The organism is Actinomadura sp. NPDC023710, assembly GCF_040639875.1.
In the GTDB taxonomy this organism is placed as follows: Bacteria; Actinomycetota; Actinomycetes; order Streptosporangiales; family Streptosporangiaceae; genus Spirillospora; species Spirillospora citrea.
On the sequence record NZ_JBFAGB010000073.1, the window covers coordinates 1 to 26,531 of the forward strand.

The following is a 26,531-nucleotide window of genomic DNA, read 5'->3' on the forward strand; positions in this document are numbered from 1 at the left end:
GGTGAGCTGGCGGTGGGGGAGCCCGTCCCCCCCGGCCCCGGCTGGGGCGCCCCCCCCCCCCCCCACGGCGGTGACGGGCTTCGGTTACAGCTGCGAGCCGACGAGCTTGACCAGGTCGACGAGGCGGTTGGAGTAGCCCCACTCGTTGTCGTACCAGCCGACGACCTTCACCTGGTCACCGATGACCTTGGTCAGCCCGGAGTCGAAGATGCACGACGCCGGGTCGGTGACGATGTCGCTGGAGACGATCGGGTCCTCGGTGTAGGTGAGGTAGCCCTTCAGGGGGCCGTCGGCGGCGGCCCTGAACGCCTCGTTGACCTCCTCGACCGTCACCTCGCGGGACAGCTCGGCGGTGAGGTCGGTGGCCGAGCCGGTCGGCACCGGGACGCGCAGGGCGTAGCCGTCCAGCTTGCCCTTCAGCTCCGGCAGCACCAGGCCGATCGCCTTGGCGGCGCCGGTGGAGGTGGGGACCACGTTCAGCGCGGCGGCGCGGGCGCGGCGCAGGTCCTTGTGCGGCGCGTCCTGCAGGTTCTGGTCCTGCGTGTAGGCGTGGATCGTCGTCATCAGGCCCTTCTCGATGACGAAGTTGTCGTGCAGCACCTTGGCCAGCGGGGCCAGGCAGTTGGTGGTGCAGGACGCGTTGGAGATCACCGTGTGGTTCGCCGGGTCGTACCTGTCCTCGTTGACGCCGAGGACGACGGTGAGGTCCTCGTTCTTGGCCGGCGCGGAGATGATCACCTTCTTGGCGCCGTTGTCGGCGTGCACCCGGGCCTTGTTCGCGTCGGTGAAGAAGCCGGTCGACTCGACGACGATGTCGGCGCCGACCTCGCTCCACTTGAGGTTCGCGGGGTCGCGCTCCTCGAATGCCTTGATGGCCTTGCCGCCCACGACGATCTCGTCCTCGGTGGCGCGCACGTCCTCGGGGAAGCGGCCGAGGATGCTGTCGTACTTGAGCAACTGGGCGAGCGTGGCGTTGTCCGTCAGGTCGTTGACCGCCACGACCTCGATGTCGGCCCCGGACGCCTTCACCGCGCGGTAGAAGTTGCGGCCGATCCGGCCGAACCCGTTGATGCCTACTCGGATGGTCACGGAACCGCTCTCCTCGTACGTCGTATCGCCCGGTGCCAACCGGGCTCTTACCTACGGTCGATCCGGGGTACTACCCCACCTCAGACCCTATCCAATGACCCGCGAGTAGCCGGACACCGGTTTCGTGGGAATCAGGGGTGAGCCCGCCTTCCCCCGGTAGGGGGAGCGCGCCGCCCCGCCCCGCTTTCACGACATAGCACGATCATCACTACACTCGCGGGCCATGTGGCGCGGGTGGTCGGTTCTGTTGGCGGGGCTGGTGGGGGCCGTGCTGCTCGGCCGCCCGGCCGAGGCCGCCCCCATGCTGGAGCGCGCCAAACCGGAGAGCCGCGCGGACGCCATCGCCGCCGCGCTCCGCCGCGACCCCGTGTACGTCACCGACCACGAACCCCGCGCGCTGCCCCCGGACGCCGCCGCGCGGATCAAGGCGTCCGTGGCCCGGCTGGGCGTCCCCACGTATGTGGCCGTGACACCGACCTCGGGCCTCGGCCCGCAGAACCCGTCCGACTCTTTCGCGTCGCTGCTGCGCGACCGGCTGCGCAGGGACGGCGTCTACATCGTGGTGCCCCCCTCCGGCAGCGGCGGCGAGCTCCGCCACTTCGGCGGCGCCCGCGGCCTCCCGCTCGACGACGCCTGGGCGGCCGCGGGCTTCGAGACCCCCTACGACGCCGGCGCTCCGGAGGTGATCGCGCGGTTCGTGGACATCGCCCTGTCGGGGCACGCCGGTGAGCGCCGCGACCATCCGCGCCCGAGGCCGAAGTCGAAGATCCGCAAGGCCCTGGACGCCGACGACGCGGCCGACCGGCGGGCGGCCCGCATCGAGTGGGGCGTGTTCGGGGGCGGAGCCGCGCTGAGCGGGGTCCCGATCCTGGGCCTGCTGGCCGGCCGCCGCGTCCTGTCGGCGAGACGGGCGCGGCAGCCGAGGAAGCCGCCGAAGAAGAGCACCAGGAAGAACACCAGGAAGGCGCGCAGATGAGGCGGCTCCCGGTAGTGCCGCGGTTCCCGGCGGTGCTCGCCGCCCTCGTCCTCTCCTCGCTCGCGGTCGTCCCCGGCGCCGCCGCAGCCGACGAGCCGCCCCCGCACGCCTATCACCGGCTCGACCGGGTGGGCGCCGCGCTGGCCGAGGATCCGCTGTTCGTCGACCCGGACCTCGCGCAGGCGCTCGGCGCGCCCGACCGCGCCCGCCTCCGGGCCGCCGTCGCCGGGACGGCGAGGCGGCTCGGCGCGCCGGCGTACGTCGTGGTGATGCCGAACCCGAGCCAGTCGGAGTCACAGGGCCGCGACGACGCGTTCCTGTTCATGCTGCACGACCGCTCGCGCCGCGACGGCCTCTACGTGATGGCCGACTCGCACGGCCATCTGGAGTCCGAGGCGTTCAACGTGCCGCGCCGGGGCCGCTCCTCGCTGGACGATCTGGACGAGGAGGACGAGCCGGGCGCCGCGACGCCCGCCGACTCCGAGCGTCCGTTCGACGGGCTCGCCGACCGGATCGTCCGGAGGCTCGACCGCCACGCGTCGGCGCCCTCGGCGTCCCCCACCATGCCGCGGTTGTACTCGAGTCCGGACCCGTTCGGGCAGGAGAACAAGCTGAGGCCCGACGAACCGGAGATCACGGCGCCGCTGCTGACCGGCCTCCTGCTCGCCGGGCCCGCGGGGGCCGCGATCCTGTACTGGCTGGGCCTCGGTGTCCTGGCGCTGCGCCGGGGCGGGCGGCCGCGCTCCCCGAGCCGGCAGAGGGCCGGAGGGCACGCCGAGGCCCGCACCAGGCCGAGCATGCACTGGCTGCGCCGACACGGAGCCAAGGATCTGGAGGGGCTCCGCCGCCTGCTCACCACGGCCGACGGCGAGCAGGGGCGCGACTACGCCGTCTCGGCCTACGACGCCGCGCAGATCCTCTACGACGACGCCAAGGACGACGAGAGCAAGGCGGCCGACCTCGTCGGCGCGATCGTGCTGGCCCGCCAGGGGCGCATCGCCCTGACCCGGGACGTCGCGTCCCCGCCGTCCCCGTGCCTGGTGAACCCGCTGCACGGCGGCTCGGTCGTGCGCAGGCGCGTCCGGAAGCTGGAGAAGAAGCACGGCGGCGCCCTGCCGAGGCCGTGCCCGCTCTGCGCGAACTGCCGGGATCTCGACGAGCGGCAGGGACTCGACGAGCGGCGCCTCCTGCAGATCCCGGGTCCGGACGGCCACCGCCCCCACACCCTCGTCCCGGGCGTGTGGCGCGACACGGCGTGGGGCGCCCACGGCAAGACCTTCCTCCCCCGTGTGATGAGGTACCTCGGTGTTGACTGAACCGTCCCCCGGCGAACGGCTGGCCGCCGCCCTGCGCCGCTCCCCCGTCCACGTCGACCCGTCCCTGGCGTCGGCGCTTCCCGCGGCGGCCCGCCGCGCGCTCATCGCCAAGCTCCGCAAGGCGCCCGCGCCGGTCTTCGTCGTGCTGGTCCCCATCGTCAAGGGCGGCACGTGGACGGACGCCGAGCAGCTCGCGACCGTCGTCCACGACCGCCTCGGCCGCGACGGGATCTTCATCACCTTCGACGACGACTCCCAGGACCTGAGGGCCCGGGAGTGGGGCGGCGACCACCGGGCCGACCGCGCCGCCTGGGCGGTCACCCTGGACCGCGCCATGGACGACGCGCCGCTCGCCGCCCGGCTGTCCCGCGTCGCCGACCTGATCGTCTCCGGCACCGGCCAGCAGGAGTACGACCGGGTCTCCGCCGAGATCGACAAGCGCTACAAGGCCCGCCACGGCGAGCCGTCGCCCGAGGGCGGCACGGGCGGGGGCGGGGGCGGGCTCGCGGTGCCCCTCGGCGCCGGGGCGGCGGGCGCGGCCGCGGCCGGAGTCGCCGGGTTCCTGGTGTGGCGGCGGCGCCGGATGGCCTCCGTCCGCCGCGAGGGCGAGGGGCTGCTGATGCCCCGCACGGTGTTCGCCACGGCGAACCGCGCCACCGAGGACCAGCTCCGCGAGCAGGCGTCCCGCGAGGTCATCGCGTTCGGGGAGCTGCTGGACGACAGCACCGTCCCGACCTCCGGCGAACGGCCCCGCACCCTGGTGGCCCGCGCCCTGGACGCCTACCAGGCCGCGGGGAAGACCCTCGACGCGGCGCGGGGCGTCCCCGACCTGGCCGGCGTCCTGGTCCTGCTCGACCAGGGCCGCGACGCCCTCGCCTCCGCGCAGGCCGTCGCGAAGGGCAAGCCCGAGATCCCGCCCGTCCCGCTGTGCTTCTTCAACCCGCTCCACGGCGACGCGACCGGCGAGCTCGACTGGCGGCCCCTCGGCTCCCGCAGGCGGCTGAGCGTCCGGACCTGCCGCCCGTGCGCCCGCGCGGCCCGCGACAAGCGCACCCCCGAGGTCCTCACCGACCGCCGCGACGGCCGGGAGGTCCCCTACTACGAGGCCGACCCGTCCCGCAGCGTGTGGGCCGAGACCGGGTACGGCCAGCTCCGCGACGACCTCATCGAGCGCGTGCTGCGCGGCGACAACACTCCCCGCTGACCGCGCGCCCCCGAATGTTTACCGACCCTTCACCGGTGGCCGTCCGCCGGTAGGGGGCCCCACGTGTGTTGTGGGACTGTGGCTCATCGATCTTGGGGAGGCGCCCGCGGCGCGGGGTGCGCCGCGCTCCTGCTGTCGCTGTCGTGCGGCTGCCACGGCGCCGCCCCGCCCGTCGTGCCGGTGACGGCCCGCGCCGCGGTGCGGGGCGTCTGCCTCGGCTACAACGGCCTGGACAGGGTGAACCCGGCGGCGCGGGTTCGCTCGGGCCGGTTCGCCACACCGAGGGCGGCCCCCGTCCGCGTCGCCGCCGGGACGGACGTGGACTGGGGCCGCGACCCGTACGGCGACCGCTCGTGGCAGCTCTGGTTCCACTCCCTCGAATGGCTCGGCGGCCTCATCAGGGAGTACGAGCGGACGGGAGACCGTGCCGCGCTCAGGACGGCCGCGGGCATCGCCCAGGACTGGCTCGCCGACAACACCCGGCCGGAACGGTTCTCCGAGCACCGGCGCGAGGCGATCGGCGAGGCCGCCAAGTTCCGCCTGGCCACCCTCGTCTGCCTGCGGAGGCACCTGGGAGGGCGGTGGCTGGACCAGGCCATCGCCGCTCACGCGCAGTGGCTGGCCCGTCCCGAGCACTACTCGGGCCCCTGGAACCACGGCGCCGACGAGTCGATGACGCTCATGACGGCGGGCTGCGGCATCGGCCGGGCGGACCTCGCCGGGCTCGGCCACCGGCGCCTGCTCGACGCGATCCTCGCCCCGCCCGGCGGTGCGCGGCCGGCCATCGACGACGAGGGCGCAGGCAACGAGCAGTCCACGCACTACGCCGTCTACGACCGGAACCGGTGGCGGCTCGCCTTCCGGGTGATGCGAGAGTGCGGCCGTACGGTCCCCGCCGAACTCGTCCGCCGGCACCGGCTGCTGGACGAGTTCATCGCCTTCCAGACCACGCCCGCCGGAGACCTGCTCCAGATCGGCGAGTCGTACGCGTCCAGGGCCTCCGAGATCGATGACCCCGGAACGGGCCCGCTCAGGTACGCGGCGACGCAGGGCGCGAAAGGCGTCCCGCCAAAGGAGAGGGCACGCGTCTACCGCGCCGGATACGTGGTGGGCAGGTCCGGTTGGGGCCGAGGGAACCGCTCGTTCACCGAGGAGACGTCCTACACGGCGCGCTTCGGCCCGGCCCGGTACGCGCACGGACAGAACGACCACATGGCGCTCACCTTCCATGCGCTCGGCCGGGACGTCCTCGTTCCGAGCGGCCACATCGGCTACAGCGAAACGACCTGGCGGAGGTGGCTGGCCTCGCCGGAGGCGCACAACACGCTCGTGGTGCGGGGCGTCCCGTTCCGGGAGAACGCCGCGACGGCCTTGGTCGCGCACGAGTTCCGGCGCGGCGCCGACACCTTCCGGTTCTCCGACACCGCCTTCGCCGGGACGACCCGCTCCCGCTCGGTGCTCGCCGCGTCCGATCCCGACGCCGTCGTCGTGCTGGACGAGGTGCGCTCCGCCGCCCCCCGTCCCGTCGAGCAGCTCTGGCACCTGCCCACGGCGTTCACCGCGGTCCGGGACGGCCTCAACGCCATTGCCACCGCAGGCCCCGTCCGCGTCCACTTCATCCGTTTCCCGCTCCCCGACACGAAGAGCGGATCCACCAGGATCGTCCGGGGATCGCTCACCCCACCGCAGGGCTGGATCGCCCCCGCCCCCCGTAAAAGGCTCCCCGCCCCGGTCGTCTCCTTCACCGCACGCGGCGGAACCCCGCCGGCCCGCATCCTGACCCTGATCGCCCCTGTCCACGGCGACGACCGCCCAACAATCCGAACCCGCACACTCCCGGACGGGACACTCCACGTGGAGGCAACTTTCCCCACCCACCACCTGACCTTCGAGGCCACCCCGGACGGCACCCTCCGCCGCCTCCCCTGACCAAGCCAGTCCCTCACGCCCAGGAAGCACAACCAAGGCACGGGCGCTCTAGCGCCTGGGGGATGGGGGGCGTACCGCCAACAAGCTACTGCGCGAGCATGTCGGCGGTGAGGTTGGCTTCGGTGCCGGGGATGCCCTGGTCGCCGGCGCGCTTGTCGGCCATGGCGAGGAGGCGGCGGATGCGGCCGGCGATGGCGTCCTTGGTGAGGGGCGGGTCGGCGAGCTGGCCGAGCTCCTCCAGGGACGCCTGCTTGTGCTCCAGGCGGAGGCGGCCGGCGTTGACGAGGTGCTCGGGGGCGTCGTCGCCGAGGATCTCCAGGGCGCGGGCGACGCGGGCGCCGGCGGCGACGGCGGCGCGGGCGGAGCGGCGCAGGTTGGCGTCGTCGAAGTTGGCGAGGCGGTTGGCGGTGGCGCGGACCTCGCGGCGCATCCGGCGCTCCTCCCAGGCCAGGACGCTGTCGTGGGCGCCGAGCCGGGTGAGCAGGGCGCTGATCGCGTCGCCGTCGCGGACGACGACGCGGTCGACGCCGCGGACCTCGCGGGCCTTGGCGTGGATCTTCAGGCGGCGGGCGGCGCCGACGAGGGCCAGCGCGGCCTCGGGGCCGGGGCAGGTCACCTCCAGCGACATGGAGCGGCCGGGTTCGGTGAGGGAGCCGTGCGCGAGGAACGCGCCGCGCCAGGCCGACTCGGCGTCGCAGGCGGCGCCCGCGACGACGTGCCGGGGCAGTCCGCGGACGGGCCGGCCGTTGTTGTCGATGAGGCCGGTCTGCCGGGCGAGGGACTCGCCGTCCCGGAAGACGCGCACGACGTAGCGGTTGCCCTTGCGCAGGCCGCTCGGCGCGAGCACGACGACCTCGGAGGTGTGCCCGAAGACCTCCGAGATGTCCTTGATCAGCCGCCGGGCCGCCACACCGGTGTCGATCTCGGCCTCGATCACGATGCGGCCGCTGACCAGGTGCAGGCCGCCCGCGAACCGCAGCAGCGTCGAGACCTCGGCCTTGCGGCAGCACGGCTTCAGCACCGTGAGCCTGCTCAGCTCGTCCTTGACCACACCGGTCATCGCCATCTGATGAACCCTCCCCCTATCGGACTTCCAGCAGTCTGGCCGATCGCGGCCGCGCCGGTCGTCACTCGGTGAATATCTGTACGAAGGCTTGGGCCAGACGGGCGGGTTCGTGACGCGGTGATCCGTCGTCGGCGGCGACGTCGGCGAGCACGAGGCGTCCGCCGAGGTCCTGGACGGCCTTGTCGAGGGCGTCCGGGTCGTCCACCACCGCGCGGTCGGCGAGGACGACGTCCACGCGCAGGTCGGGGGCGTGCGCCTGCAGCACCTCCAGGTGGGTCTGCGGCGAGAAGTCGTCGGTCTCGCCGGGCTGCTGCGCGAGGTTCAGCGCGACGACGCGGCGGGCGCGGGCGGTGGTGAGGGCGCGGGCGAGCGCGGGCACCTTCAGGTGCGGCAGGACGCTGGTGAACCACGAGCCGGGGCCGAACACGATCCAGTCGGCGTCGTCGACGGCGGCGAGGGTCTCCGGGCAGGCCGGCGGGTCGGCCGGCACCAGCGACACGCCGAGCACGCTGCCGGGCGTCCTGGCGCACGCCACCTGGCCCTTGACATGGGTGATCTCGTCGGGCCTGGCGGGGTCGGCGCCGCGGACCTCGGCGACGATGTCCATCGGGACGGCCGCCATCGGCAGCACGCGGCCGTGCGCGCCGAGCAGCCGGCCGACCCAGTCGAGCCCGGCGACGGTGGAGCCGGGCGAGGCGCCGTCACCGCGGAGGAGCTCCCACAGCGCGACGATGAGCAGGTTGCCGACGGCGTGGCCCTGCAGGTCGCCCTCGCTGCGGAAGCGGTGCTGGACGACGTCCCGCCAGGTCTGGCCCCATTCGTCGTCGCCGCAGAGGGCGGCGAGCGCCATCCGCAGGTCGCCGGGCGGCAGTACTCCGAGCTCGCGGCGCAGCCGCCCGCTGGAGCCGCCGTCGTCGGCGACGGTGACGATCGCGGTCAGCCGGTCGGTGACGCGGCGGAGCGCCGACAGCGACGCGTAGAGGCCGTGGCCCCCGCCGAGCGCGACGACCTTCGGGCCGAGGGGCTTCACCGTGCCGTTTCTCTCCTCGTCCGGGCCCCCCGCCGGGTCCCGGCGCGGGCCGTCATTCGCGGCCGAGGTCACGATGGGCGACCTGCACCTCGATGCCCTCGTCCCGCAGCCGGGCGGCAATCTGTTCCGCCATGGCAACACTACGGTGTTTTCCACCGGTACATCCCACGGCGAGCGTCACGTAGTGCTTGCCCTCACGTTCATACCCGCCGGCGAGGAGCCGCAGCACCTCGGCGTAGGCGTCCAGGAACTCCTTGGCGCCGTGCTGCCCGAGGACGTAGTCGCGGACGGCGGGGTCGCGGCCCGTCATCGGCCGCAGCTCCGGCACCCAGTGCGGGTTCGGCAGGAACCGGCAGTCGACGACGAGGTCGGCGTCGACCGGAAGCCCGTACTTGTAGCCGAAGGACACGACGGTGGCGCGCAGGCTGGACTCGCCGCTGTCGTTGCCGAAGAAGCCGATGATCTTGTTGCGCAGCTCGTGCACGTTGAGGCCGCTGGTGTCGATCACCAGGTCGGCCTCGGCGCGGACCTCGCGGACCAGCTCGCGCTCGCGGGCGATGCCGTCCACCAGGCGGCCGTCGCCCTGCAGCGGGTGGGGACGGCGGACGCTCTCGAACCGGCGCACGAGGTCGGCGTCGCCGGCCTCCAGGAACACCACGCGCGGGTGGACGCCGCGGGCCTCCAGCTCGGCGATCGAGGAGTGCAGGTCGTCGGTGAACGCGCGGCTGCGGACGTCCACGACGACGGCGATGCGCGGCACCGCGTCCTTCACCCGGCCGCCGAGGTCGGCCATCGTGGCCAGCAGCCCGGGCGGCAGGTTGTCGACCACGAACCAGTCGAGGTCCTCCAGCGACTTGGCCGCGGTGCTGCGGCCCGCCCCGGACATGCCGGTGACGATCACGATGTCCGGAATCTTGGTATCGCTGGTCATGCGCTTCTCCCCCTGTGCTCCCCGTCGTCCCCGCCGGGATCCTCGCCGCCCGCCGGCGCGGCGCCGCCGTGCAGCGCCGCGACGATGCTCTCGGCGCTGCGCATGCCGATTCCCGGGACCTCGGCGACCTGCGCGGGCGTCGCGTCCTTCAGCCGCTTCAGCGACCCGAAGTGTTTCAGCAGCGCCGCGCGCCGCGCCGGGCCCAGACCAGGAACGTTATCGAGTTCGCTGACCGTCATGGACCGGGATCGCCGCTGCCGGTGGAAGGTGATGGCGAACCGGTGCGCCTCGTCGCGGACCCGCTGGACGAGGAACATGCCCTCGCTGTTGCGCGGCAGGATGACCGGGTCGGCCTCGCCGGGGAGCCAGAGCTCCTCCAGCCGCTTGGCGATCCCGCACACCGCGATGTCGTCGACGCCGAGCTCGTCGAGGGCGCGCTGCGCGGCCGCGACCTGCGGGGGGCCGCCGTCGACGAGGACCAGGTTGGGCGGGTAGGCGAACTTGCGCGGCCGGCCGGTCTCCGGGTCGATCGGCTGGTGCGCGCCCTCCTCCTCCGGGTCGCCGAGGGTGTCGAGCTCGCCGGTCTTCTCGCTCTCGGCCAGATAGCGCCGGAACCGGCGGGTGATGACCTCGTGGATGGAGCGGACGTCGTCCTGCCCCTCCACGGCCTTGATGGTGAACCGGCGGTACTCGCTCTTGCGGGCCAGGCCGTCCTCGAACACGACCATGGACGCGACCACGTCGGTGCCCTGCAGGTTGGACACGTCGTAGCACTCGATCCGCAGGGGCGCGTCGTCGAGCTCCAGGGCCTCCTGGAGCTCCTGCAGGGCGCGGCTGCGGGTGGTGAGGTCGGACGCGCGGCGCGTCTTGTGCTGCTTGAGCGCCTCGTGGGCGTTGCGCGCCACCGTCTCCAGCAGGGTCCGCTTGTCGCCGCGCTGCGGGACGCGCAGCCGGACGGGCCCGCCGCGCTGCTCCGACAGCAGCTCGGCCATGGCCTCCTCCTCCGGCGGCAGGGCCGGGACGAAGACCTCGCGGGGCACCGACTCGCTCTCGCCGTAGGTCTGGATGAGGAAGTGCTCGACCAGGTCGGCGGTGGTGACGTCCTCGACCTTGTCGACGACCCAGCCGCGCTGCCCGCGGATGCGGCCGCCGCGCACGTAGAACACCTGGACGGCCGCCTCCAGCTCGTCCTCGGCGAAGGCGATCATGTCGCAGTCGGTGCGGTCGGGCAGCACGACCGCCTGCTTCTCCAGGGCGCGCTCCAGGGCGCGGATGTCGTCGCGCAGCCGGGCGGCGCGCTCGTACTCCTGGGACGTGGCGGCCTCGCGCATGTCGCGTTCGAGGCGCTTGATGAACCGGGTGGTGTTGCCCGCCATGAAGTCGCAGAAGTCCTCGGCGAGCAGGCGGTGCTCGCCGGGCGAGACGCGGCCGACGCACGGCGCCGAGCACTTGCCGATGTAGCCGAGCAGGCAGGGCCGGTCGAGCTGGTGCTGCCGTTTGAACACGCCGGCGCTGCACGTCCGGACGGGGAACACGCGCAGCAGCAGGTCGACCGTCTCCCGGATCGCCCACGCGTGGGAGTACGGCCCGAAGTAGCGCACGCCCTTGCGCTTGGCGCCCCGCATCACCATCACCCTCGGGAACTCCTCGTTCAGGGTGACGGCGAGATAGGGATAGGACTTGTCGTCGCGGTAGCGGACGTTGAACCTGGGGTCGAACTCCTTGATCCAGGAGTACTCCAGCTGGAGGGCCTCGACCTCGGTGCCGACGACCGTCCAGTCGACGCGCGCGGCCGTCTGCACCATCGTCTGGGTGCGGGGGTGCAGGGCGGAGAAGTCGGCGAAGTAGGAGCCCAGCCGCGAGCGCAGGTTCTTGGCCTTGCCCACGTAGATGACCCGCCCGTGCTCGTCGCGGAACCGGTACACCCCCGGGGATTCCGGGATGGAGCCGGGTGCGGGTCGGTAGGTCGCCGGATCTGCCACGCTCGAAAGCCTAATGGGCGGCACCGACACGCCGTGCCCCCGCGCGGCCGGCGACGCCGCGCGGCCCCCAAGGTGACGTAGATCTCTCCCTACCGCCCGGATGTTCGCCAATCCTCCGGAAAGGGAGGGTCAAACGGTTCCTCGGATCCGGAAGGGGGTCATCGCACACGTGTCCGCACTCTGGGCATGGATCATCCTGGCCGCCGCCGTCGGCACATCCGTGGTCGTCGTGGAGGCGGGCCGCCGGCTCGTCGCCGGCCGGCTGTCGCACCGGTGGCCCGGCGCGGGCCGGGTCGCCCGGCGCTGCGCCGCGCCCGCGTTCGCGTTCGCGGCGGTGGTCGGCTCCAGCACCGCGATGCCGTACCAGGTCATCGGCGGGCACGCCGAGGACGTGGTCCGGCACGCGATGCGGATCGCGGCGATCGGCGCCTCCACATGGCTGGTGATGCGGATCGGCTACGCGCTGAGCGACCCGCCGCTGGCGCGGCTGATGCGGATCGAGGGCGAGCGCAACCGGCGGGCCAGGCGCGCCCGCACGCAGATGCTGCTGCTGCGCCGCATCGCCGCCGTCATCCTCGTGGTGCTCGCCGTCGGAGCGGCGCTGTTCACCTTCCCCGCCGTGCGGGCGGTCGGGGCCGGGGTGCTGGCCTCGGCGGGCGTCGCCGGCCTGGTGGTCGGCATCGCGGCGCGGCCGACCCTCGGCAACCTGCTGGCCGGGTTGCAGCTGGCGTTCAGCGACGCCCTGCGCCTGGACGACGTCGTCGTCACGCAGGGCATCTGGGGCCGGGTCGAGGAGCTGACGCTGTCGTACGTCGTCCTGCAGCTCTGGGACGACCGGCGCATGATCTTCCCGGTGTCGCACTTCACCGAGCAGCCGTTCGAGAACTGGACCCGGCACTCCAGCCGCCTGCTCGGCTCGGTCGAGCTGCACGTGGACTGGACGGTCCCGGTCGAGGACCTGCGCGCCGAGCTGTACTCGGCGCTGAAGGAGAACCCGCTGTGGGACCGGCGGGAGTGGATGCTGCAGGTGGTGGACGTTTTGCCGAGCGGCCTCGTCACGGTGCGCGCGCTGATGAGCGCCGCCGACTCGGCGAGCACCTGGGACCTGCGCTGCGACGTTCGCGAGTACCTGGTCTCCTACATCCGCGACCGCCATCCGGAGGCCCTCCCCCGGCTCCGCGTCGGCCCCGAACCCGTCGTGGACGGCGCCGAGGCCGAGGCGGACGACCCGGCACCGGCCACCGAGGACGAGGTGGCGGAGGGACGGCACGCCGACGGCGCGCGGGCCGTCCCCCGTGAGGACGGCCCGGCGCGCGCGAAGTCGCTCAGGCGAGCGTGATCTTCCCGCCCTGGACGGTGACCTTCTTCTCCGCCAGCGGCTCGTCGGCGGGCGGGCTCGCCACCGACCCGTCCGTGATCTTGAACTTGCTGCCGTGGCAGGGGCAGTTGATCGTGCCTCCGGACACCGATCCGACGCTGCATCCCCGGTGGGTGCAGGTCGCGGAGAACGCCGTGAACTCGCCCTGGCGGGGCTGGCAGACGACGACCTTGGCGTCCTCGAACACCTTGCCGCCGCCGACCGGGATCTCGCTCACCGAAGCCAGGGCCGCACCCGTCCCGCCGCCACCGCTCCCGTCCCCGGAGCCGCCGGAGCCGGAGCCGGAGCCGCCGTCGCCCGATTCGCCGCCGCACGCCGCCGCCAGCCCGGCCACGCCCGCGAGTCCGGCGCCGAGGAGAAGTCCCCTGCGGGTACCGCCCGCGGGGGACTCCCCTGGCGCGGCCTCCCCCGGCGTGCGCTCCGTTCCGTCCGCCTGCGTCTCGGACCTGTGTGGCATTCTCGCCCCTCCGGTGACCTCTCTCGGTTCCTGTCCGTCACCGGGAAGCACGGATGCGCGAGCGAGTTGGTTCAAAGCGGAACCAAAACGGTGATCAGGTGACGACGATGCCGCCGCCCTCGACCTGCACGGGGTACTCCTTGAGCGGCTCCTTCGCGGGGCCGCGCTCCACCGAGCCGTCGGTGATCTTGAATTCGCTGCCGTGGCAGTGGCACTTGATCAGCCCGTTCGACACCCCGCCGACCGTGCAGCCCTGGTGGGTGCACACCGCCGTGAACGCCTTGTACGCGCCCTGGCTCGGCTGGGTCACCACGACCTTCTCGTCGCCATAGATCTTGCCGCCGCCGACCGGGATGTCGGCGGCTTTCGCGATCTGCTTCCCCTTGAGGTCCTCGGCGGGCTTGGCCCCGCCTCCGGACGCGCACCCCGCGAGCGCCGCGGCGCCGAGCGCCCCCGCCCCGCACAGCACCGCGCGCCGGCCGACTCCCCCGCTCCCGGCGGCCTCGGCGGCCCCGGGCGTCACTTCGTCTCCCATGGTTCCATCCTGGTGGACGGCTTCACCCGTCCCGCACCGACCCGCCCGACGGGGGCTCAGACGAGGAGCTTCTTGAGGAACTGGCCGGTGTGGCTGGCCTCGACCTCGGCGACCTCCTCGGGGGTGCCGGTGGCGACGACCGTGCCGCCGCGCGAGCCGCCCTCGGGGCCCATGTCGATGATCCAGTCGGCGGTCTTGATGACGTCGAGGTTGTGCTCGATGACCAGGACCGTGTTGCCCTTGTCGACCAGGCCGTTCAGCACGCCGAGGAGCTTGCGGATGTCCTCGAAGTGCAGGCCGGTGGTCGGCTCGTCCAGCACGTAGATGGTGCGGCCGGTGGAGCGCTTCTGCAGCTCGGACGCCAGCTTGACGCGCTGCGCCTCGCCGCCGGACAGGGTCGGGGCGGGCTGGCCGAGCCGGACGTAGCCGAGGCCGACGTCGTTCAGCGTCTTCAGGTGCCGGTGGATCGCCGTGATCGGCTCGAAGAACGTGGTGGCCTGCTCGATCGGCATGTCGAGCACCTCGGAGATCGTCTTGCCCTTGTAGTGGACCTCCAGGGTCTCCCGGTTGTAGCGGGCGCCGTGGCAGACCTCGCACGGGACGTAGACGTCCGGCAGGAAGTTCATCTCGATCTTGATGGTGCCGTCGCCGGAGCAGTTCTCGCAGCGGCCGCCCTTGACGTTGAAGGAGAACCGGCCGGGCTGGTAGCCGCGCACCTTCGCCTCGGTGGTCTGGGCGAACAGCTTGCGGATGTGGTCGAACACGCCGGTGTAGGTCGCCGGGTTGGACCGCGGGGTGCGGCCGATCGGCGACTGGTCGACGTGCACGACCTTGTCGAGCTGGTCGACGCCGTTGACGCGCTTGTGCTTGCCGGGGACGGTCTTCGCCCCGTTCAGCTTCTTCGCGAGCGAGTTGTAGAGGATGTCGTTGACCAGCGTCGACTTGCCGGATCCCGAGACACCGGTGACGGCGGTGAGGACGCCGAGCGGGAACGACACGTCGACGTCGCGCAGGTTGTTCTGCTGCGCGCCCTTGACGGTGACCTCGCGGCCCCTGGTGCGCGGCCGCCGGATCTGCGGGACGGCGATCTCGCGGCGCCCGTCCAGGTAGGCGCCGGTCAGGGAGCGGTCGGACTTCTTCAGGTCCTCGACCGTGCCGGAGACGACGATCTCGCCGCCGTGCTCGCCCGCGCGCGGCCCGATGTCGACGATCCAGTCGGCGGCGGCGATGGTGTCCTCGTCGTGCTCGACGACGATCAGGGTGTTGCCCATGTCGCGCAGCCGGAGCAGCGTCTCCAGCAGCCGGTGGTTGTCGCGCTGGTGCAGGCCGATGGACGGCTCGTCCAGCACGTACAGGACGCCGACCAGACCCGAGCCGATCTGCGTCGCCAGCCGGATGCGCTGGGCCTCTCCGCCCGCGAGGGTCGCCGAGGCCCGGTCGAGGGTGAGGTAGTCGAGGCCGACGTCCAGCAGGAAGCCGAGCCGGGCGTTGATCTCCTTCAGGACGCGTTCGGCGATGTGGGTCTCGCGCTCGTTCAGTTCGAGCGCCAGCAGGAACTTCGCGGCCTCGCCGATCGGCATCGCGGCCACCTCGGCGATCGACATCCCGCCCATGGTGACGGCGAGCACGACCGGCTTCAGCCGGGCACCCTCGCAGGTCGGGCACGGGATCTCCCGCATGTAGCCCTCGAACCGCTCCCGGCTGGAGTCGCTCTCGGACTCCGCGTGGCGCCGCTGGATGTAGGGGACGACGCCCTCGTAGGCCGTGTAGTACGACCTCGTCCGGCCGTAGCGGTTCTTGTAGCGGACGTGGACCTGCGTCTCGTGCCCGTTCAGGATCGCCTTGCGCGCCTTGGCGGGCAGCCGGTCCCAGGGCGTGTTCAGGTCGAAGCCCATCGCGTCGCCCAGCGCCGACAGCAGCCGCAGGAAGTACTCGCTGACGTGCCCGCCCGACCACGGCTGGATCGCGCCCTCGCCGAGCGACAGCTCCCCGTCGGGGACGACGAGCTCGGCGTCGACCTCCATGCGCGTCCCGAGGCCGGTGCAGTCGGGACAGGCTCCGTACGGCGAGTTGAACGAGAACGAGCGCGGCTCCAGCTCCTCGAACGACAGGTCGTCGTAGGGGCAGTAGAGGTGCTCGGAGTACATCCGGGTGCGGTGCTCGTCGTCCTCGGGCAGGTCGACGAAGTCGAGGACGATCGTGCCGCCCGCCAGGCCGAGGGCCGTCTCGACCGAGTCGGCGAGCCGCTGGCGGGCGGAGTCCTTCACCGAGAGCCGGTCGACCACGACGGAGATGTCGTGCTTCTCCTGCTTCTTCAGCGGGGGCGGCTCGTCCAGGCGGATCATCTGCCCGTCGACCAGCGCCCGCGAGTAGCCCTTGGACTGCAGCTCGCGGAACAGCTCCAGGTACTCGCCCTTGCGACCGCGGATCACCGGCGCCAGCACCTGGAACCGGGCGCCCTGCTCCAGTTCCAGCACCCGGTCGACGATCTGCTGCGGCGCCTGCCGGCTGATCGGCCGGCCGCACTCGGGGCAGTGCGGGTGCCCGATCCGGGCGTAGAGCAGCCGCAGGTAGTCGTAGACCTCGGTGATCGTCCCGACCGTGGAGCGGGGATTCTTGCTGGTCGACTTCTGGTCGATCGAGACCGCCGGGGACAGCCCCTCGATGAAGTCGACGTCGGGCTTGTCCATCTGCCCGAGGAACTGCCGGGCGTAGGCCGACAGCGACTCGACGTACCGGCGCTGCCCCTCGGCGAAGATCGTGTCGAAGGCCAGGCTGGACTTCCCCGAACCCGACAGACCGGTGAACACGATCATGGCGTCCCGCGGAAGGTCGAGCGAGACGTCCTTCAGGTTGTGCTCGCGTGCTCCACGCACGATGAGTCGGTCATGCACGTTCTTCCGGTCCTCTTCTGGGCGCGGCGATCTGCGGATTCGGCTCGGTATCAAGGCTAGCCACGGGGTGCGGCAGGATCCCCCGACTTCTCAACAGCGGCGAGCGCCGCTGCATTTCATGACGCTACCCGGCCGATCCGAGCGGTCGGGACGGCACCATCGCACCGTACACGTGTTCGAACGCCGCCCGCCACCGGAACACCGCCGGAAGCGCGGCACCCCTTCCGACCACCCGGAACGCACTCCGGTCGTGGACGCGACCGCCCAGGTCACTCGTCGTCGAGCGCGTGCGAGAGGTAGCGCTCGGCAGAGCGGCGGACGGCGTCCTTTCCGCCGCTGTAGACGATCTTCTTCCACCAGGCGCCGTAGACGCGGTCGAAGTCGTAGGGCTCCAGGAGGCGCAGGGCGCGGCGGACCACGCGGGGGCGCTCGGGGATGTAGTTCGGGTAGGAGTACATGAAGCTCACCCAGTCGCGGTCGTTGACGACCTGCACGATGTCGCCGGAGAAGAGGGCGCGGGCGTCGCGCCAGTGCAGGACCTGGCCGCCCGCGAAGTGGACGCCCGCGTTGATCAGCGTGAGGCCGTCGGCCAGTTCGAGGGTGTCGCCCGACCAGAAGGAGACCGCGTCGTCCGGGCGGGCCACCCACCGGCGGTCGGCCTCGTGGATGTGGACGGGGGCGTCGAACGCCCGCGCCCACTCGATCATGGTGCCGTAGTAGTGCGGGTGGCTGATCGCGATCGCGGAGACGCCGCCGAGGTCGTTCACGCGGCTGACGAGGTCGTCGTCGATGTGGGTGACCATGTCCCACAGGACGTTGCCGGACGGGGCGCGCAGGAGGAGGGCGCGCTGGCCGATGGCGATGGACGGCTCGGCGCCGATCCCGACGACGCCCGGGCCCTCCTCGGCGACACGGCCATGGTGACCGGCGCGCAGTTCCTCCAGAGTCGTCCACCTCTGGCCCTCCCAGCCGACGTACTGCCGCTCGTCCTCGCAGATCGGGCAGTCCGGACGGGGCCCGGCGTACTGGACGCCGCACGTCACGCAGATCGGAAGCTCCATGATCACCATTGTCTGGCGCGGGCCGGGCCGGTGCGACAGGATGGAGCGTCCTTTTCGGCGAGGAGGGATCATGGACTGGCGCGACGTGATCGACGAGCTGGACGCGGGCGTGGAGCGGATCGCCGCGACGCTGGAGGGGCTGTCCGACCACGCCCTGCGGGGCGCGTCCGCGCTGCCGGGGTGGAGCCGCGGGCACGTGGCGACGCACATCGCGCGCAACGCCGACTCCCTGTGGAACCTGCTCGAAGCGGCGCGAACGGGGACGGAGATCCCGCAGTACCCGAGCCTGGAGCGGCGCAACGCCGACGTCGCCGCGGGCGCGGGACGCGGCCGCGGCGAGCTGGTCGCGGACGTCCGGGCGACGCAGGCGCGCTTCTCCGAGCAGGCCCGGTCACTGCCCGAGAGCGCCGGCAGCGCGCCGGTGCGCGCGATGATGGGCTGGCCCCATCCGGCCTGGTACACGGTGTTCCGCCGCTGGAACGAGGTGGAGGCCCACCACGTCGACCTCGCCGCCGGGTACGGCCCCGCCGACTGGCCCGAGCCCTACGTCCGGTGGTCCGCGGCGGCCACGCTGGCGGACATGGCGGCGCTGCCGGACCGGCTCCTCGGGGAGCTGGCCGGGTTGCGGATCACCGCGACCGACTCCGGCGAGACCGCCGAGCTCGGCTGGACGCCCGGCGGCCCTGAGGCGTCCGGCTCCGGGCGGGCGCTGCTGGGCTGGCTGAGCGGACGGTCGGACGGCGCGGGCGTGCACCTCCGCCCTGACGGCCCGCTGCCCGCGCCGCCGCCCTGGCCGCACGAGCCCTCCCGGTTCTCGGAGGAGTCGGGCCGGTGAGAGGGCCGGGGCCCGGGGAAGGGCCGTCGGCCTAGGGAGGGTCGTCGCCCGCGAGCCGGTGCAGGGCGTCCGCGGAGCGGACGGCGATCGCGCTCCGGGCGACGGTCACGCAGCCGCGCACCGGCTCGGCCGCCAGGATCTGGGCGACCTTGCGGCGGCCCATGCCGGCCCAGCGGCCGAGATCCTGCTGGGTGACCGGGACCTGGACGAGGACGCCCTCCTCGGTCACGCCGTCCGGGCGCTCCCGCTTGACCGGGGAGCCGAACCGCGCCGCGAGGCGCAGGAGCCGGCCGGCGAGGCGGCGCTCGGGATCGTCGGGGAAGTGCGCGGCGCGCAGCTCGTTGGCGTCGCGGAGCCGTTCGGCGAGGACGGCGGCGACGGCCCACACCGAGCCGGGCTGGGCGTCCAGGACGCCCCGGAACCGCGCGGCGGGCAGGACGAGGGCCTCGACCCGCGTCAGCGCCTCGGCGTTGGCGTGCCGGGCCCCGCCGTCCACCGCCTCCAGCTCCCCCACCAGGTCGCCGGGGCCGAGGACGTCGAGGATGGCGGTCTCGCCGTCCCGGTCCACCCAGACCTTCACCGCCCCGGACCGCAGGACGAAGACCTGGGCGGCGCGGGTGTGCTCGCGCGTCAGGAACGCACCGGGCCTGATCAGCACCGGGGCGCCCGCCCGCCGCAGGGCCTCCTGGGCGCGGGGGGTCAGCGCGTCCCAGAACCGGGGGGTCTGCATCTCGCCTCCTCACCGGACCCGGATCCGGCCGGGCCCCGGGCTTCATGATCGCTTGCGTTGCGGTCCAGTGAACGCGCCCCGGGGCCGGCCGACCACGTCATCGGTCACACGTCGAGCGGTCTTTCCGGGGCGAGCAGGCCGTCCAGGGCGCGGACGCGGCGGACGCAGTCCGCGGCCGCGGCCTGGTCGCCGAGGGCCAGGTGGGAGTCGCGCAGCAGCTCCAGCGCCCGCCGCAGGCCCCGCTGGTCGTCGGTCTCGCGGCGGATGGCGATCTCGGCGGTGACGTGCTCCACCGCGCGGGCGTGCTCGCCGGTCAGCTGGGACGCGCGGGCCATGCCGTGCAGGGCGTGGGCCTGCTCGCGGGTGGCGCCGAGCTCGGCGGCGAGGTCGAGGGCGCACCGCCCGGTCGCGAGTGCCTCGCCGGCGCGGCCGAGGTCGAGGTGGATGGCGGCGAGGTGGACCAGGGCGACGGCCTCGCTGTGCCGGTCGCCGACCTCGCCGAGGATGCGCAGCGCCTCCAGCTCCCGCTCCAGGGCCTCCTCGGGACGGCCGGCGCGGCGCAGCACGGCGGCGAGGGTGTCCATGCCGACGCCGAGGCCGTACCAGTCGCCGCCGGACTCGCGGAAGCCCAGCGCCTGCCGGGCGGCGCGCTCGGCGTCCTCGGGCAGGCCGAGCCGCGAGTACGTGCGGGCCAGGCTGCCGAGCGTGCCGGCCATCCCGCCCCGCGCGCCGAGCCGGTGCCACAGGTCCAGGGCCTCCAGGCCGAGGACGAACGCCTCCTGGTGGCGGCCGAGGCGCCGCATCACCACCGACAGGTGCTCCAGGTCGTTGGCCTCGCCGTGCTGGTCGCCGATCTCGCGGCGGATCTCCAGGGCGCGCAGGAGGTGCTCGCGCGCCTCGCGGTACCGCCCGAGGCGCCAGTGGACGATCCCGATCTGCGCGAGCGCCTCGGCCTCGCCGTGGCGGTCGCTGGTGTCGCGGTGCAGCCGCAGCGCCTGCCCGCAGTAGGTGAACGCCTCGGCGAACCGCGTCGCGTCGCACATGAGCATGCCGAGCGTGGTCAGCGCCCGCGCCTCCCCGTGGCGGGCGCCGAGGGCGCGGTAGGTGCGCAGCGCCTGCTCGGCGTCCTGTTGCGCCAGGTCGCGCAGGCCGAGCGCGGCGTTCATCCGCGCGAGCTCGGTCAGCGCCTGCGCGGCGCCGTGCATGTCGGCGAGTTCCTGCCGGATGGCGAGCGCCTCCAGAGCGTGCGAGACCGCGCCGTGGACGTTCCCCTGGCGGCGGTGTACCTGGGCCACGGTGAGCAGGGTCTCGGCCACTCCCGGTTGGTCTTGCGTACGGCGGCGGACATCGAGCGCCTTGGCGGCGTGGTCCAGAGCCGTCTCGTAGTCGCCGAGGCCCAGGTATGCCCTGGCCAGGATGTCGTGGCCCTTGGCCGTTCCCGCGTCGTCTTGCAGCTGCCCGTGGACGGCGAGGGAGCGCCGCGCGTGGTCGATCGCCGTCAGGTAGCGCCCCAGCGCCACGTGGACGTCGGCCAGGGTGGCCAGGGTGGCGGCCTCCCCGTAGCGGTCGGGCGGGTCGGCGGCACGGAACCCGCGACGCGCGTCCTCCCCGTATCCGATGGCCTGGACGGAGTCGCCCAGCTCGAAGTGCGCCATCGCCAGGTTGTGGAGCATGACGGCCGCGGCCGCCCAGTCCTCCTCGGTGCGGGCGGCGTGCAGGCCCGCCTGGTGGACGGCGATGCTGTCCTCGCTGTAGCGGCGGAACTCCTGGAAGTCGAACAGCGCGTCGGCGAGCTCCCAGCACGTCCGGTGCAGGCCGAGCCGGGCGGCCTGGTGCACCGCGGCGACCAGGTTGCGCCGCTCGGCCTCGAACCAGGCGAGCCCGGCGGCGCGCTCCGCGGCGGCGGACGGACGTCCCTGCGCCTCCCCCGGATGCGCCCTCGGACGGGACCGCGCCGCCATGGCGTCCCCCGCGTGGCGCGCCTCGGCGAGGTAGCCGGCCAGCAGCCGCCGCTGCGCCGCCTGGAGTTCGCCGTCGGAGTCCTCGCGCAGGCCCCGTTCGCGGGCGAAGTCGCGCAGCAGGTCGTGCATCCGGTAGCGGTCCGGCCCCACGTCGTGCACCAGGTACGCCTGGCGCAGTCCCTCCAGGCATTCGCGCGCCTCGCCGACCGTGCCGTCGCGCAAGGCGGCGAGGGCGGTGGGCGTGAAGTCGGGGCCGGTGACCAGGCCGAGCCTGCGGAACGCCTCGCGCTGCCCGCGGCGCAGGCTCCGGTAGGCGACGTCGAACGTCGGGCTGAGAACGGCCAGCAGCGCCGTCCCCGACGTGCCGGGCGCCGCGCCGTCGCCCAGGCCCGCCCCCGCGAGGCCCGGCCCGTACGGCGCGGCGTCCCGGACGTCCCGGGCGGCCAGCTCCCGGACGGTCCCGGCGATCGACTCGCCGGGGTTCTCGGCCAGCCGCCCGGCCATGACGCCGAGGGCGAGCGGCAGGTGGCCGCACTCGCGGGCGAGCCGCTCGACAGCCTTGTCCTCCTCCCGGAGACGGGGGTCGCCCACCCCGAGGACGTTGGAGATGAGGTCCACGGCCTCCTGCGTCGCCATCTCCCGCAGTTCCAGCGTCCGGACGTCGGCGTCTTCGAGCAGGGCCGGCAGCCGCCGGCGGCTCGTCACGACCACCAGCCCGGAGGCCATCGCCGCCAGCAGCGGCCTGATCTGCTCGGGCCGGGCGGCGTTGTCGAGGATCAGCAGCATCCGGCGGTCGCCGAGCAGGGACCGGCACTGCGCCGCCAGCTCCGCCTGCGTACGCGGGACCTGGTCGCCGGGCACGCCCGCCGCGCGCAGCACCTGCCCCATCGCCTCCGCCGGGGTGACGGGGCTGCGGGACGTGCCGCGCAGGTCGGCGAACAGGACGCCGTCGGGGAAGCGGTCGACGACCCGGTGCGCCCAGTGCAGCGCCAGCGTGGTCTTGCCGACGCCCGCCATTCCCTGGACCACGACGGCGCGCGGCCACACGGACTGGCCGACCAGCAGATCGAGCTTGCCGAGGCTGACCACGCGCCCGGCGAAGTAGGGGTTGTCGGCGGGGAGGCGTACGGCGGGCGGCCCGGCCGGCGCTCCCAGGCGCACCGGTTCGCGCGCGGCGATCCCGGCGCCCTGCCCCAGCGCGTCCTCGGGCGAGCGCTCGGTCTCGGCGGCCGGCCAGTCGTCGCCCCAGGGGCTCGCGGCGCGGCGGAGCCGTTCGACGTCGAGGACCGTCAGCGGGCGGGCCCGCTGGTCCAGGATGCCCTTGGCCCGCCACGCCCGGAACCAGCGCACCAGCGTCTCGCGGGAGACCCCCGCCCAGTTCGCCAGCTCCGCCTGGCTGAGCCGCAGGGGGATCCGCGTGCCCTGCCCGGGGGCGGGCTCGCCGAACCGGTACGCCAGCTCCAGCAGGTGGTAGGCGAGCCGCTGGGGATGGTCGGCGGCCCGCACCGCGTGCCGGCGGCCGCCGTAGGTGACGCTCTCGGAGACGGCGTGCATCATCGCCTCGGCGACCTGCGGGCTCGCCGCCAGCAGGCTGCGGAACTTGCCGCGGTCCACGCGCAGCGCCGTGACGTGGTCCAGCGCGGCGACCGTGGCGCGCTGCGGATGCCCCCACGGACCGAGGACCCCGACCATGTCGCCCGCGCCGAACAGGTCGATGATCGACTCGTCGCCGTCGCTGGAGTCCACGAACTCCTTGGCCACCGCGTTGCTCGCGGCCCGCGGCGACGCCTTGAACACGACGTAGACGGCCGGCGCGACCGTCCCCTGGTGGCACAGCATGCCGCCGGGCGGGATGTCGGTGCGGCGGCCCATGGCGCGCAGCGCCTGCCGGTCGGTGGGGGCCAGCCGCTCCCAGAAGCTGCCCGGCCGGACGCCCGGGTCGTCGCCGATCATCCGGTCACCTCCCGCCGTCGCCGCCGACGTCCGTCGAACCTGATCTTCCAGTTCTCATGGTGCGGTGAAAAGGGGGGAGAGTCCGTCCGGCAGCGCACGGTTCGGCTGCGTCTGGTGACTCATTCCAGGCGTGCGACCGGGTCGCGGATGATCACGGGGGCCGATGATGGAAGATGGTCTTCGAACGATCGACGGGGAGGGCGCATGACCTACACCGGTAACGTCAAGGCCGGCGGGCGTCCGGACGTCCGCGAGCTGCCCGGGCTGCGGGTGACGAAGGTCTCGGTCGGTCCGTACGACAACAACGCCTACCTGCTGCGGTGCACCGCGACCGGAGAGCAGTTGCTGATCGACGCGGCGAACGAGGCGCCCCGGCTGCTGGAGCTGATCGGCGACGGCCCCCTCGCGCGGATCGTCACCACGCACCGCCACGAGGACCACTGGATGGCGCTGAGCGAGGTGGCGCGGGCGACCGGCGCGCCGGTCGTCGCGCACCCGCGCGACACCGCCCCCCTCCCCGAGCCGGTCGCCGAGCCCGTGGAGCACGGCGACACCGTCGCGGTCGGGCAGGCGTCCCTCGACGTCATCCACCTGCGCGGCCACACGCCCGGCTCGATCGCGCTGCTGTACGACGCCGGCGGCGAGCTGGCCGACCGCCCGCACCTGTTCACCGGCGACAGCCTTTTCCCGGGCGGCGTCGGGAACACCTGGGGCGACCCGACGCGGTTCCGGCAACTGCTCTCGGACGTGGAGGAGCGCGTCTTCGACCGCCTGCCCGACGCCACCTGGTTCTACCCGGGCCACGGCAAGGACTCGACGCTCGGCCGGGAGCGCCCCTCAATCCCGGAGTGGCGCGCCCGCGGCTGGTGACACTTCCTGCTCGGGCCGGAACAAGTGGTGGGGGACGTTCGTTGGCCCCAACACACTTCCGGTTCGAGACCAGGAGTCGGTCATTCCCCAACCCAACGAAGCGAACACGGGACCTGCGCTGCGCTACCCGGCGGGTTCGCTGGTGCTGGTCGCCGGCCTGCCCGGCGCCGGCAAGAGCACCCTGCTCAACCGCCTGTACGGGCTGCGCGGCGACGAGACGACCCCGGTGCGCGCCGGGGACGTCCGGGTGATCGACTCACGCCAGTCCCGCAACTGGTGGGCGCGCTTCCTCAGGCCGCTGCCCGTCCGGTTGCGGACCCCGATCGTCCAGTCCACCCACGTCTGGCGCATCGGCCGCGCGATCGTCGCCGGGCACGGCGTCGTCGCCCACACCCGCGGCACCTGGCCGCACATCCTGCACTGCTTCGCCTGGCTGGCCCACCGCCGCGGCGGGCGGCTGCACCTGATCCTCATCGACGTCGCGCCGGAGACCGCCCGCGCCGGCCAGTACGCGCGCGGCCGCGTCGTCACCTCGACCGCGTGGGCCCGCCACTGCCGCCGCTGGCGCCCCCTGATCGCCCGGGCCCGCGGCGGCGCCCCCTTGCCGCCCGCCACCGGCGTCACCGTCCTCGACCGCGACGCCGCCGACAAGCTGCAGGCCATCCACTTCAGCTGAGCTCGCCGAACCAGCGGACGATCCGGGCGGTGCCCGCGAGGTTGGATCCGAGGTGGCGGGAGCCGCCGTAGAGCCGGTCGCCCAATTCGACGACGGGCACGGTGACGCCGCGGTCGCGGAACTCCGCGGCGCAGTGGTCGGTGTTGGCGGTGACCGCCTGCTCGTCCCCGGCCATCTTGTAGAGGCGGACCGGGATGCGCGGGGTCCAGGCCGTGCAGACCTCCGCGTCCACGCGCAGGGCCTCGGCGAACGTGCCGGACGGGTGGCGCAGCACCGCAAGGCCGCGGGGAGTGAGGAGATCGCTGAGCTTGTTCGGCAGGCCGTCGAACATGACGGCCCCGGGCGTCGTACCGTCGAAGTACTTCTCGACGCGGTCGGCGTAGGGCTTGCGGAACAGCTCCGAGGGGGTCGTGTAGATGCCTCCGTGAATGCGGTTCCAGGAGGTGAGCAGGTACGACGTGTAGACGACCGACAGTTTCGCAGGGAGCTCCCCGCTCAGCAGGGCGGGCAGTTCCGCGCCCCGGAAGTCGTACCCGCCGCTGATAGGGGCCACTGCGCGGAGGCGGAAGTGCGGGTCGGCGCCGCCCTGCAGCACCCGCGCCAGCCCGAGGGCGGACGAGGCGCCCTGCGAGAAGCCGGTGACGAAGACCCGGCCGTCCAGGGCGCGGCCCGCGCGCGGGGCGAAGTGGCGCGCGGCGCGGAGCATGTCGAGCGACGCGCTCGTCTCCGACGGCACGTCCTTCCAGGGATGGACGCCCGGCCCCTCGCCCAGGCCGAGGTAGTCGGGCGCGACCGCCGCGAACCCGGCCGCGGCATAGGTGACGGCCGCGCCGGGGCCCCAGACCTCCTTCGTCTTCGAGGGGGCGTCCGGCTTGTAGCTCATGGTGCCGTGCGTGTAGGAGACCGTGGCGAGGCGGCGGTCCCGGCTGCGAGGCAGGGCGACCAGACCCGTGGCGGTCGTCGCGCGGCCCCGGGTGTCGACCGTCCGGTAGACGAGCCGGTAGGTGTCCACGCCATGGCGGACGGACGCGGTGTCGAAGTCATCGGACGCCAGCCAGGTACGGACCCTGTCCGCGGACATGGTGGTGAGGTGGGTCGCGGAGACCAGATGTCCGCGTGCGGCGCTCTGCTGAGCGACGGCCCCCGCCTTGCGATCGGTGGCCGGGCGCTCGAACGCCCCGGCGGACGCGGCGGCGACGCCGGCGGCCGTGATCGCGGCGGCGGCGAGCATCCCGGCGGTCAGGCGGGTCATGGTGTTCGTCATGGGGGTGAGCCTCGTGCCCGCCCGCCCGGACCCGCATCGCGCCAGCAGGTGATCTCGCGTCCGCTACCTGAGAGGGTCCCCCGGCCGGAAGTGACGAGGACGGCGGGCGGGGCGTGGGTAGGGTCGGGGGGAGATCGAGACGACGAGAGGCGGCAGCATGGCGCAGCGGGTACGCGGGGTCGTCGCACCCGGCAAGGGACAGCCGGTGCGGATCGAGACGATCGTCGTGCCGGACCCGGGTCCGGGTGAGGCGGTCGTGCAGGTCCAGGCGTGCGGGGTCTGCCACACCGACCTGCACTACCGCGAGGGCGGGATCAACGACGAGTTCCCGTTCCTGCTCGGGCACGAGGCCGCCGGGGTCGTGGAGTCGGTGGGCGATGGTGTGACCGAGGTG

21 protein-coding genes are annotated in these 26,531 nt (G+C 73.5%); 9 read left to right on the forward strand and 12 right to left on the reverse strand.

All coding sequences use genetic code 11. The features are described from left to right. Positions 1 to 84: 84 nt before the first annotated feature. Positions 85 to 1,089 (reverse strand): type I glyceraldehyde-3-phosphate dehydrogenase, encoded by a 1,005-nt coding sequence (gene gap, locus AB0H37_RS43135; protein WP_179835300.1) that lies wholly within the window; start codon positions 1,087 to 1,089, stop codon positions 85 to 87. A gap of 223 nt (positions 1,090 to 1,312) precedes the next feature. Here gap and AB0H37_RS43140 point away from each other — a divergent pair, with 223 nt between their 5' ends. The 4 genes from AB0H37_RS43140 to AB0H37_RS43155 all read left to right on the forward strand — a co-directional run bounded on the left by AB0H37_RS43140 (position 1,313) and on the right by AB0H37_RS43155 (position 6,514). Next, positions 1,313 to 2,065 carry a hypothetical protein gene (locus AB0H37_RS43140; RefSeq protein WP_360618462.1) on the forward strand — a complete coding sequence of 251 codons (753 nt, stop codon included), beginning with the start codon at positions 1,313 to 1,315 and terminating at the stop codon, positions 2,063 to 2,065. Beyond that, on the forward strand, positions 2,062 to 3,381 hold the full coding sequence (locus AB0H37_RS43145) for a hypothetical protein (RefSeq protein WP_360618463.1): 1,320 nt from the start codon (positions 2,062 to 2,064) through the stop codon (positions 3,379 to 3,381). Before AB0H37_RS43140 ends, AB0H37_RS43145 begins: the two co-directional genes overlap by 4 nt. After that, complete coding sequence (locus AB0H37_RS43150) at positions 3,371 to 4,585, forward strand: hypothetical protein (RefSeq protein WP_360618464.1); 1,215 nt, start codon at positions 3,371 to 3,373, stop codon at positions 4,583 to 4,585. The genes AB0H37_RS43145 and AB0H37_RS43150 overlap by 11 nt, the downstream gene beginning before the upstream one ends. A gap of 78 nt (positions 4,586 to 4,663) precedes the next feature. Further along, the gene (locus AB0H37_RS43155) at positions 4,664 to 6,514 is read left to right on the forward strand and encodes a heparinase II/III family protein (RefSeq protein ID WP_360618466.1); all 1,851 of its coding nucleotides are present in this window, start codon (positions 4,664 to 4,666) and stop codon (positions 6,512 to 6,514) included. Positions 6,515 to 6,599: 85 nt separating this feature from the next. On the opposite strand, the gene whiA is transcribed toward AB0H37_RS43155, so the two are convergent. The 4 genes from whiA to uvrC form a co-directional block, all read right to left on the reverse strand. Continuing rightward, positions 6,600 to 7,580: a DNA-binding protein WhiA gene (gene whiA, locus AB0H37_RS43160; RefSeq protein ID WP_179835305.1), complete on the reverse strand. Its 981-nt coding sequence runs from the start codon at positions 7,578 to 7,580 to the stop codon at positions 6,600 to 6,602. Between the two features lie 61 nt (positions 7,581 to 7,641). Beyond that, entirely contained in the window at positions 7,642 to 8,610 is a 969-nt protein-coding gene (yvcK, locus tag AB0H37_RS43165; protein WP_229810297.1) for a uridine diphosphate-N-acetylglucosamine-binding protein YvcK, read from the reverse strand. Between the two features lie 52 nt (positions 8,611 to 8,662). Beyond that, positions 8,663 to 9,541 carry an RNase adapter RapZ gene (gene rapZ / locus AB0H37_RS43170; protein WP_179835307.1) on the reverse strand — a complete coding sequence of 293 codons (879 nt, stop codon included), beginning with the start codon at positions 9,539 to 9,541 and terminating at the stop codon, positions 8,663 to 8,665. Beyond that, positions 9,538 to 11,523, reverse strand: coding sequence for an excinuclease ABC subunit UvrC (gene uvrC / locus AB0H37_RS43175; protein WP_329090027.1), 1,986 nt, complete (start codon positions 11,521 to 11,523; stop codon positions 9,538 to 9,540). Before uvrC ends, rapZ begins: the two co-directional genes overlap by 4 nt. Positions 11,524 to 11,692: 169 nt before the next feature. On the opposite strand from uvrC, the gene AB0H37_RS43180 reads away from it, so the two are divergent. Further along, complete coding sequence (locus tag AB0H37_RS43180) at positions 11,693 to 12,862, forward strand: mechanosensitive ion channel domain-containing protein (RefSeq protein ID WP_179835309.1); 1,170 nt, start codon at positions 11,693 to 11,695, stop codon at positions 12,860 to 12,862. Here the strand turns inward: AB0H37_RS43180 and AB0H37_RS43185 are convergent. The 4 genes from AB0H37_RS43185 to AB0H37_RS43200 form a co-directional block, all read right to left on the reverse strand. Beyond that, positions 12,849 to 13,358 (reverse strand): Rieske (2Fe-2S) protein, encoded by a 510-nt coding sequence (locus AB0H37_RS43185; RefSeq protein WP_360618468.1) that lies wholly within the window; start codon positions 13,356 to 13,358, stop codon positions 12,849 to 12,851. The genes AB0H37_RS43180 and AB0H37_RS43185 overlap by 14 nt on opposite strands. A 94-nt stretch (positions 13,359 to 13,452) precedes the next feature. After that, positions 13,453 to 13,893: a Rieske (2Fe-2S) protein gene (locus tag AB0H37_RS43190; RefSeq protein WP_179835311.1), complete on the reverse strand. Its 441-nt coding sequence runs from the start codon at positions 13,891 to 13,893 to the stop codon at positions 13,453 to 13,455. A 56-nt stretch (positions 13,894 to 13,949) separates the two neighbouring features. Continuing rightward, the gene (uvrA, locus tag AB0H37_RS43195) at positions 13,950 to 16,787 is read right to left on the reverse strand and encodes an excinuclease ABC subunit UvrA (protein ID WP_179835312.1); all 2,838 of its coding nucleotides are present in this window, start codon (positions 16,785 to 16,787) and stop codon (positions 13,950 to 13,952) included. Positions 16,788 to 17,056: 269 nt separating this feature from the next. Next, complete coding sequence (locus AB0H37_RS43200) at positions 17,057 to 17,848, reverse strand: MBL fold metallo-hydrolase (RefSeq protein WP_360618470.1); 792 nt, start codon at positions 17,846 to 17,848, stop codon at positions 17,057 to 17,059. 70 nt (positions 17,849 to 17,918) lie between these two features. Here AB0H37_RS43200 and AB0H37_RS43205 point away from each other — a divergent pair, with 70 nt between their 5' ends. Continuing rightward, on the forward strand, positions 17,919 to 18,683 hold the full coding sequence (locus AB0H37_RS43205) for a maleylpyruvate isomerase family mycothiol-dependent enzyme (RefSeq protein ID WP_329090017.1): 765 nt from the start codon (positions 17,919 to 17,921) through the stop codon (positions 18,681 to 18,683). Positions 18,684 to 18,714: 31 nt separating this feature from the next. Here the strand turns inward: AB0H37_RS43205 and AB0H37_RS43210 are convergent, their stop codons facing one another. Both AB0H37_RS43210 and AB0H37_RS43215 read right to left on the reverse strand, forming a co-directional pair. Continuing rightward, a complete protein-coding gene (locus AB0H37_RS43210; protein WP_329090015.1) occupies positions 18,715 to 19,413 on the reverse strand; it encodes a Crp/Fnr family transcriptional regulator in 699 nt (232 codons plus the stop codon). Between the two features lie 104 nt (positions 19,414 to 19,517). Further along, positions 19,518 to 23,327, reverse strand: a complete 3,810-nt coding sequence (locus AB0H37_RS43215) for a tetratricopeptide repeat protein (protein ID WP_360618471.1) — start codon at positions 23,325 to 23,327, stop codon at positions 19,518 to 19,520. A 204-nt stretch (positions 23,328 to 23,531) separates the two neighbouring features. Here AB0H37_RS43215 and AB0H37_RS43220 point away from each other — a divergent pair, with 204 nt between their 5' ends. Next, positions 23,532 to 24,197: an MBL fold metallo-hydrolase gene (locus AB0H37_RS43220; RefSeq protein WP_329090011.1), complete on the forward strand. Its 666-nt coding sequence runs from the start codon at positions 23,532 to 23,534 to the stop codon at positions 24,195 to 24,197. A 142-nt stretch (positions 24,198 to 24,339) separates the two neighbouring features. Further along, positions 24,340 to 24,873 carry an ATP-binding protein gene (locus AB0H37_RS43225; protein WP_329090009.1) on the forward strand — a complete coding sequence of 178 codons (534 nt, stop codon included), beginning with the start codon at positions 24,340 to 24,342 and terminating at the stop codon, positions 24,871 to 24,873. On the opposite strand, the gene AB0H37_RS43230 is transcribed toward AB0H37_RS43225, so the two are convergent. Beyond that, entirely contained in the window at positions 24,866 to 26,137 is a 1,272-nt protein-coding gene (locus AB0H37_RS43230) for a hypothetical protein (protein WP_329090007.1), read from the reverse strand. The two genes, AB0H37_RS43225 and AB0H37_RS43230, sit on opposite strands and share 8 nt — an antisense overlap. Positions 26,138 to 26,294: 157 nt before the next feature. Here AB0H37_RS43230 and AB0H37_RS43235 point away from each other — a divergent pair. Next, the coding region (locus tag AB0H37_RS43235) for an alcohol dehydrogenase catalytic domain-containing protein (RefSeq protein ID WP_360618474.1) at positions 26,295 to 26,531 on the forward strand (237 nt) is incomplete at its 3' end.

Excerpts from the sequence above, each read along its gene's own strand:
- AB0H37_RS43190 (WP_179835311.1), bottom strand. The coding sequence starts at position 13,893 with ATGGGAGACGAAGTGACGCCCGGGGCCGCCGAGGCCGCCGGGAGCGGG.
- AB0H37_RS43185 (WP_360618468.1), bottom strand. The coding sequence starts at position 13,358 with ATGCCACACAGGTCCGAGACGCAGGCGGACGGAACGGAGCGCACGCCG.
- AB0H37_RS43210 (WP_329090015.1), bottom strand. The coding sequence starts at position 19,413 with ATGCAGACCCCCCGGTTCTGGGACGCGCTGACCCCCCGCGCCCAGGAG.
- whiA (WP_179835305.1), bottom strand. The coding sequence starts at position 7,580 with ATGGCGATGACCGGTGTGGTCAAGGACGAGCTGAGCAGGCTCACGGTG.
- AB0H37_RS43140 (WP_360618462.1), top strand. The coding sequence starts at position 1,313 with ATGTGGCGCGGGTGGTCGGTTCTGTTGGCGGGGCTGGTGGGGGCCGTG.
- AB0H37_RS43220 (WP_329090011.1), top strand. The coding sequence starts at position 23,532 with ATGACCTACACCGGTAACGTCAAGGCCGGCGGGCGTCCGGACGTCCGC.
- AB0H37_RS43205 (WP_329090017.1), top strand. The coding sequence starts at position 17,919 with ATGGACTGGCGCGACGTGATCGACGAGCTGGACGCGGGCGTGGAGCGG.
- rapZ (WP_179835307.1), bottom strand. The coding sequence starts at position 9,541 with ATGACCAGCGATACCAAGATTCCGGACATCGTGATCGTCACCGGCATG.
- AB0H37_RS43215 (WP_360618471.1), bottom strand. The coding sequence starts at position 23,327 with ATGATCGGCGACGACCCGGGCGTCCGGCCGGGCAGCTTCTGGGAGCGG.
- AB0H37_RS43200 (WP_360618470.1), bottom strand. The coding sequence starts at position 17,848 with ATGGAGCTTCCGATCTGCGTGACGTGCGGCGTCCAGTACGCCGGGCCC.
- AB0H37_RS43230 (WP_329090007.1), bottom strand. The coding sequence starts at position 26,137 with ATGACGAACACCATGACCCGCCTGACCGCCGGGATGCTCGCCGCCGCC.
- AB0H37_RS43145 (WP_360618463.1), top strand. The coding sequence starts at position 2,062 with ATGAGGCGGCTCCCGGTAGTGCCGCGGTTCCCGGCGGTGCTCGCCGCC.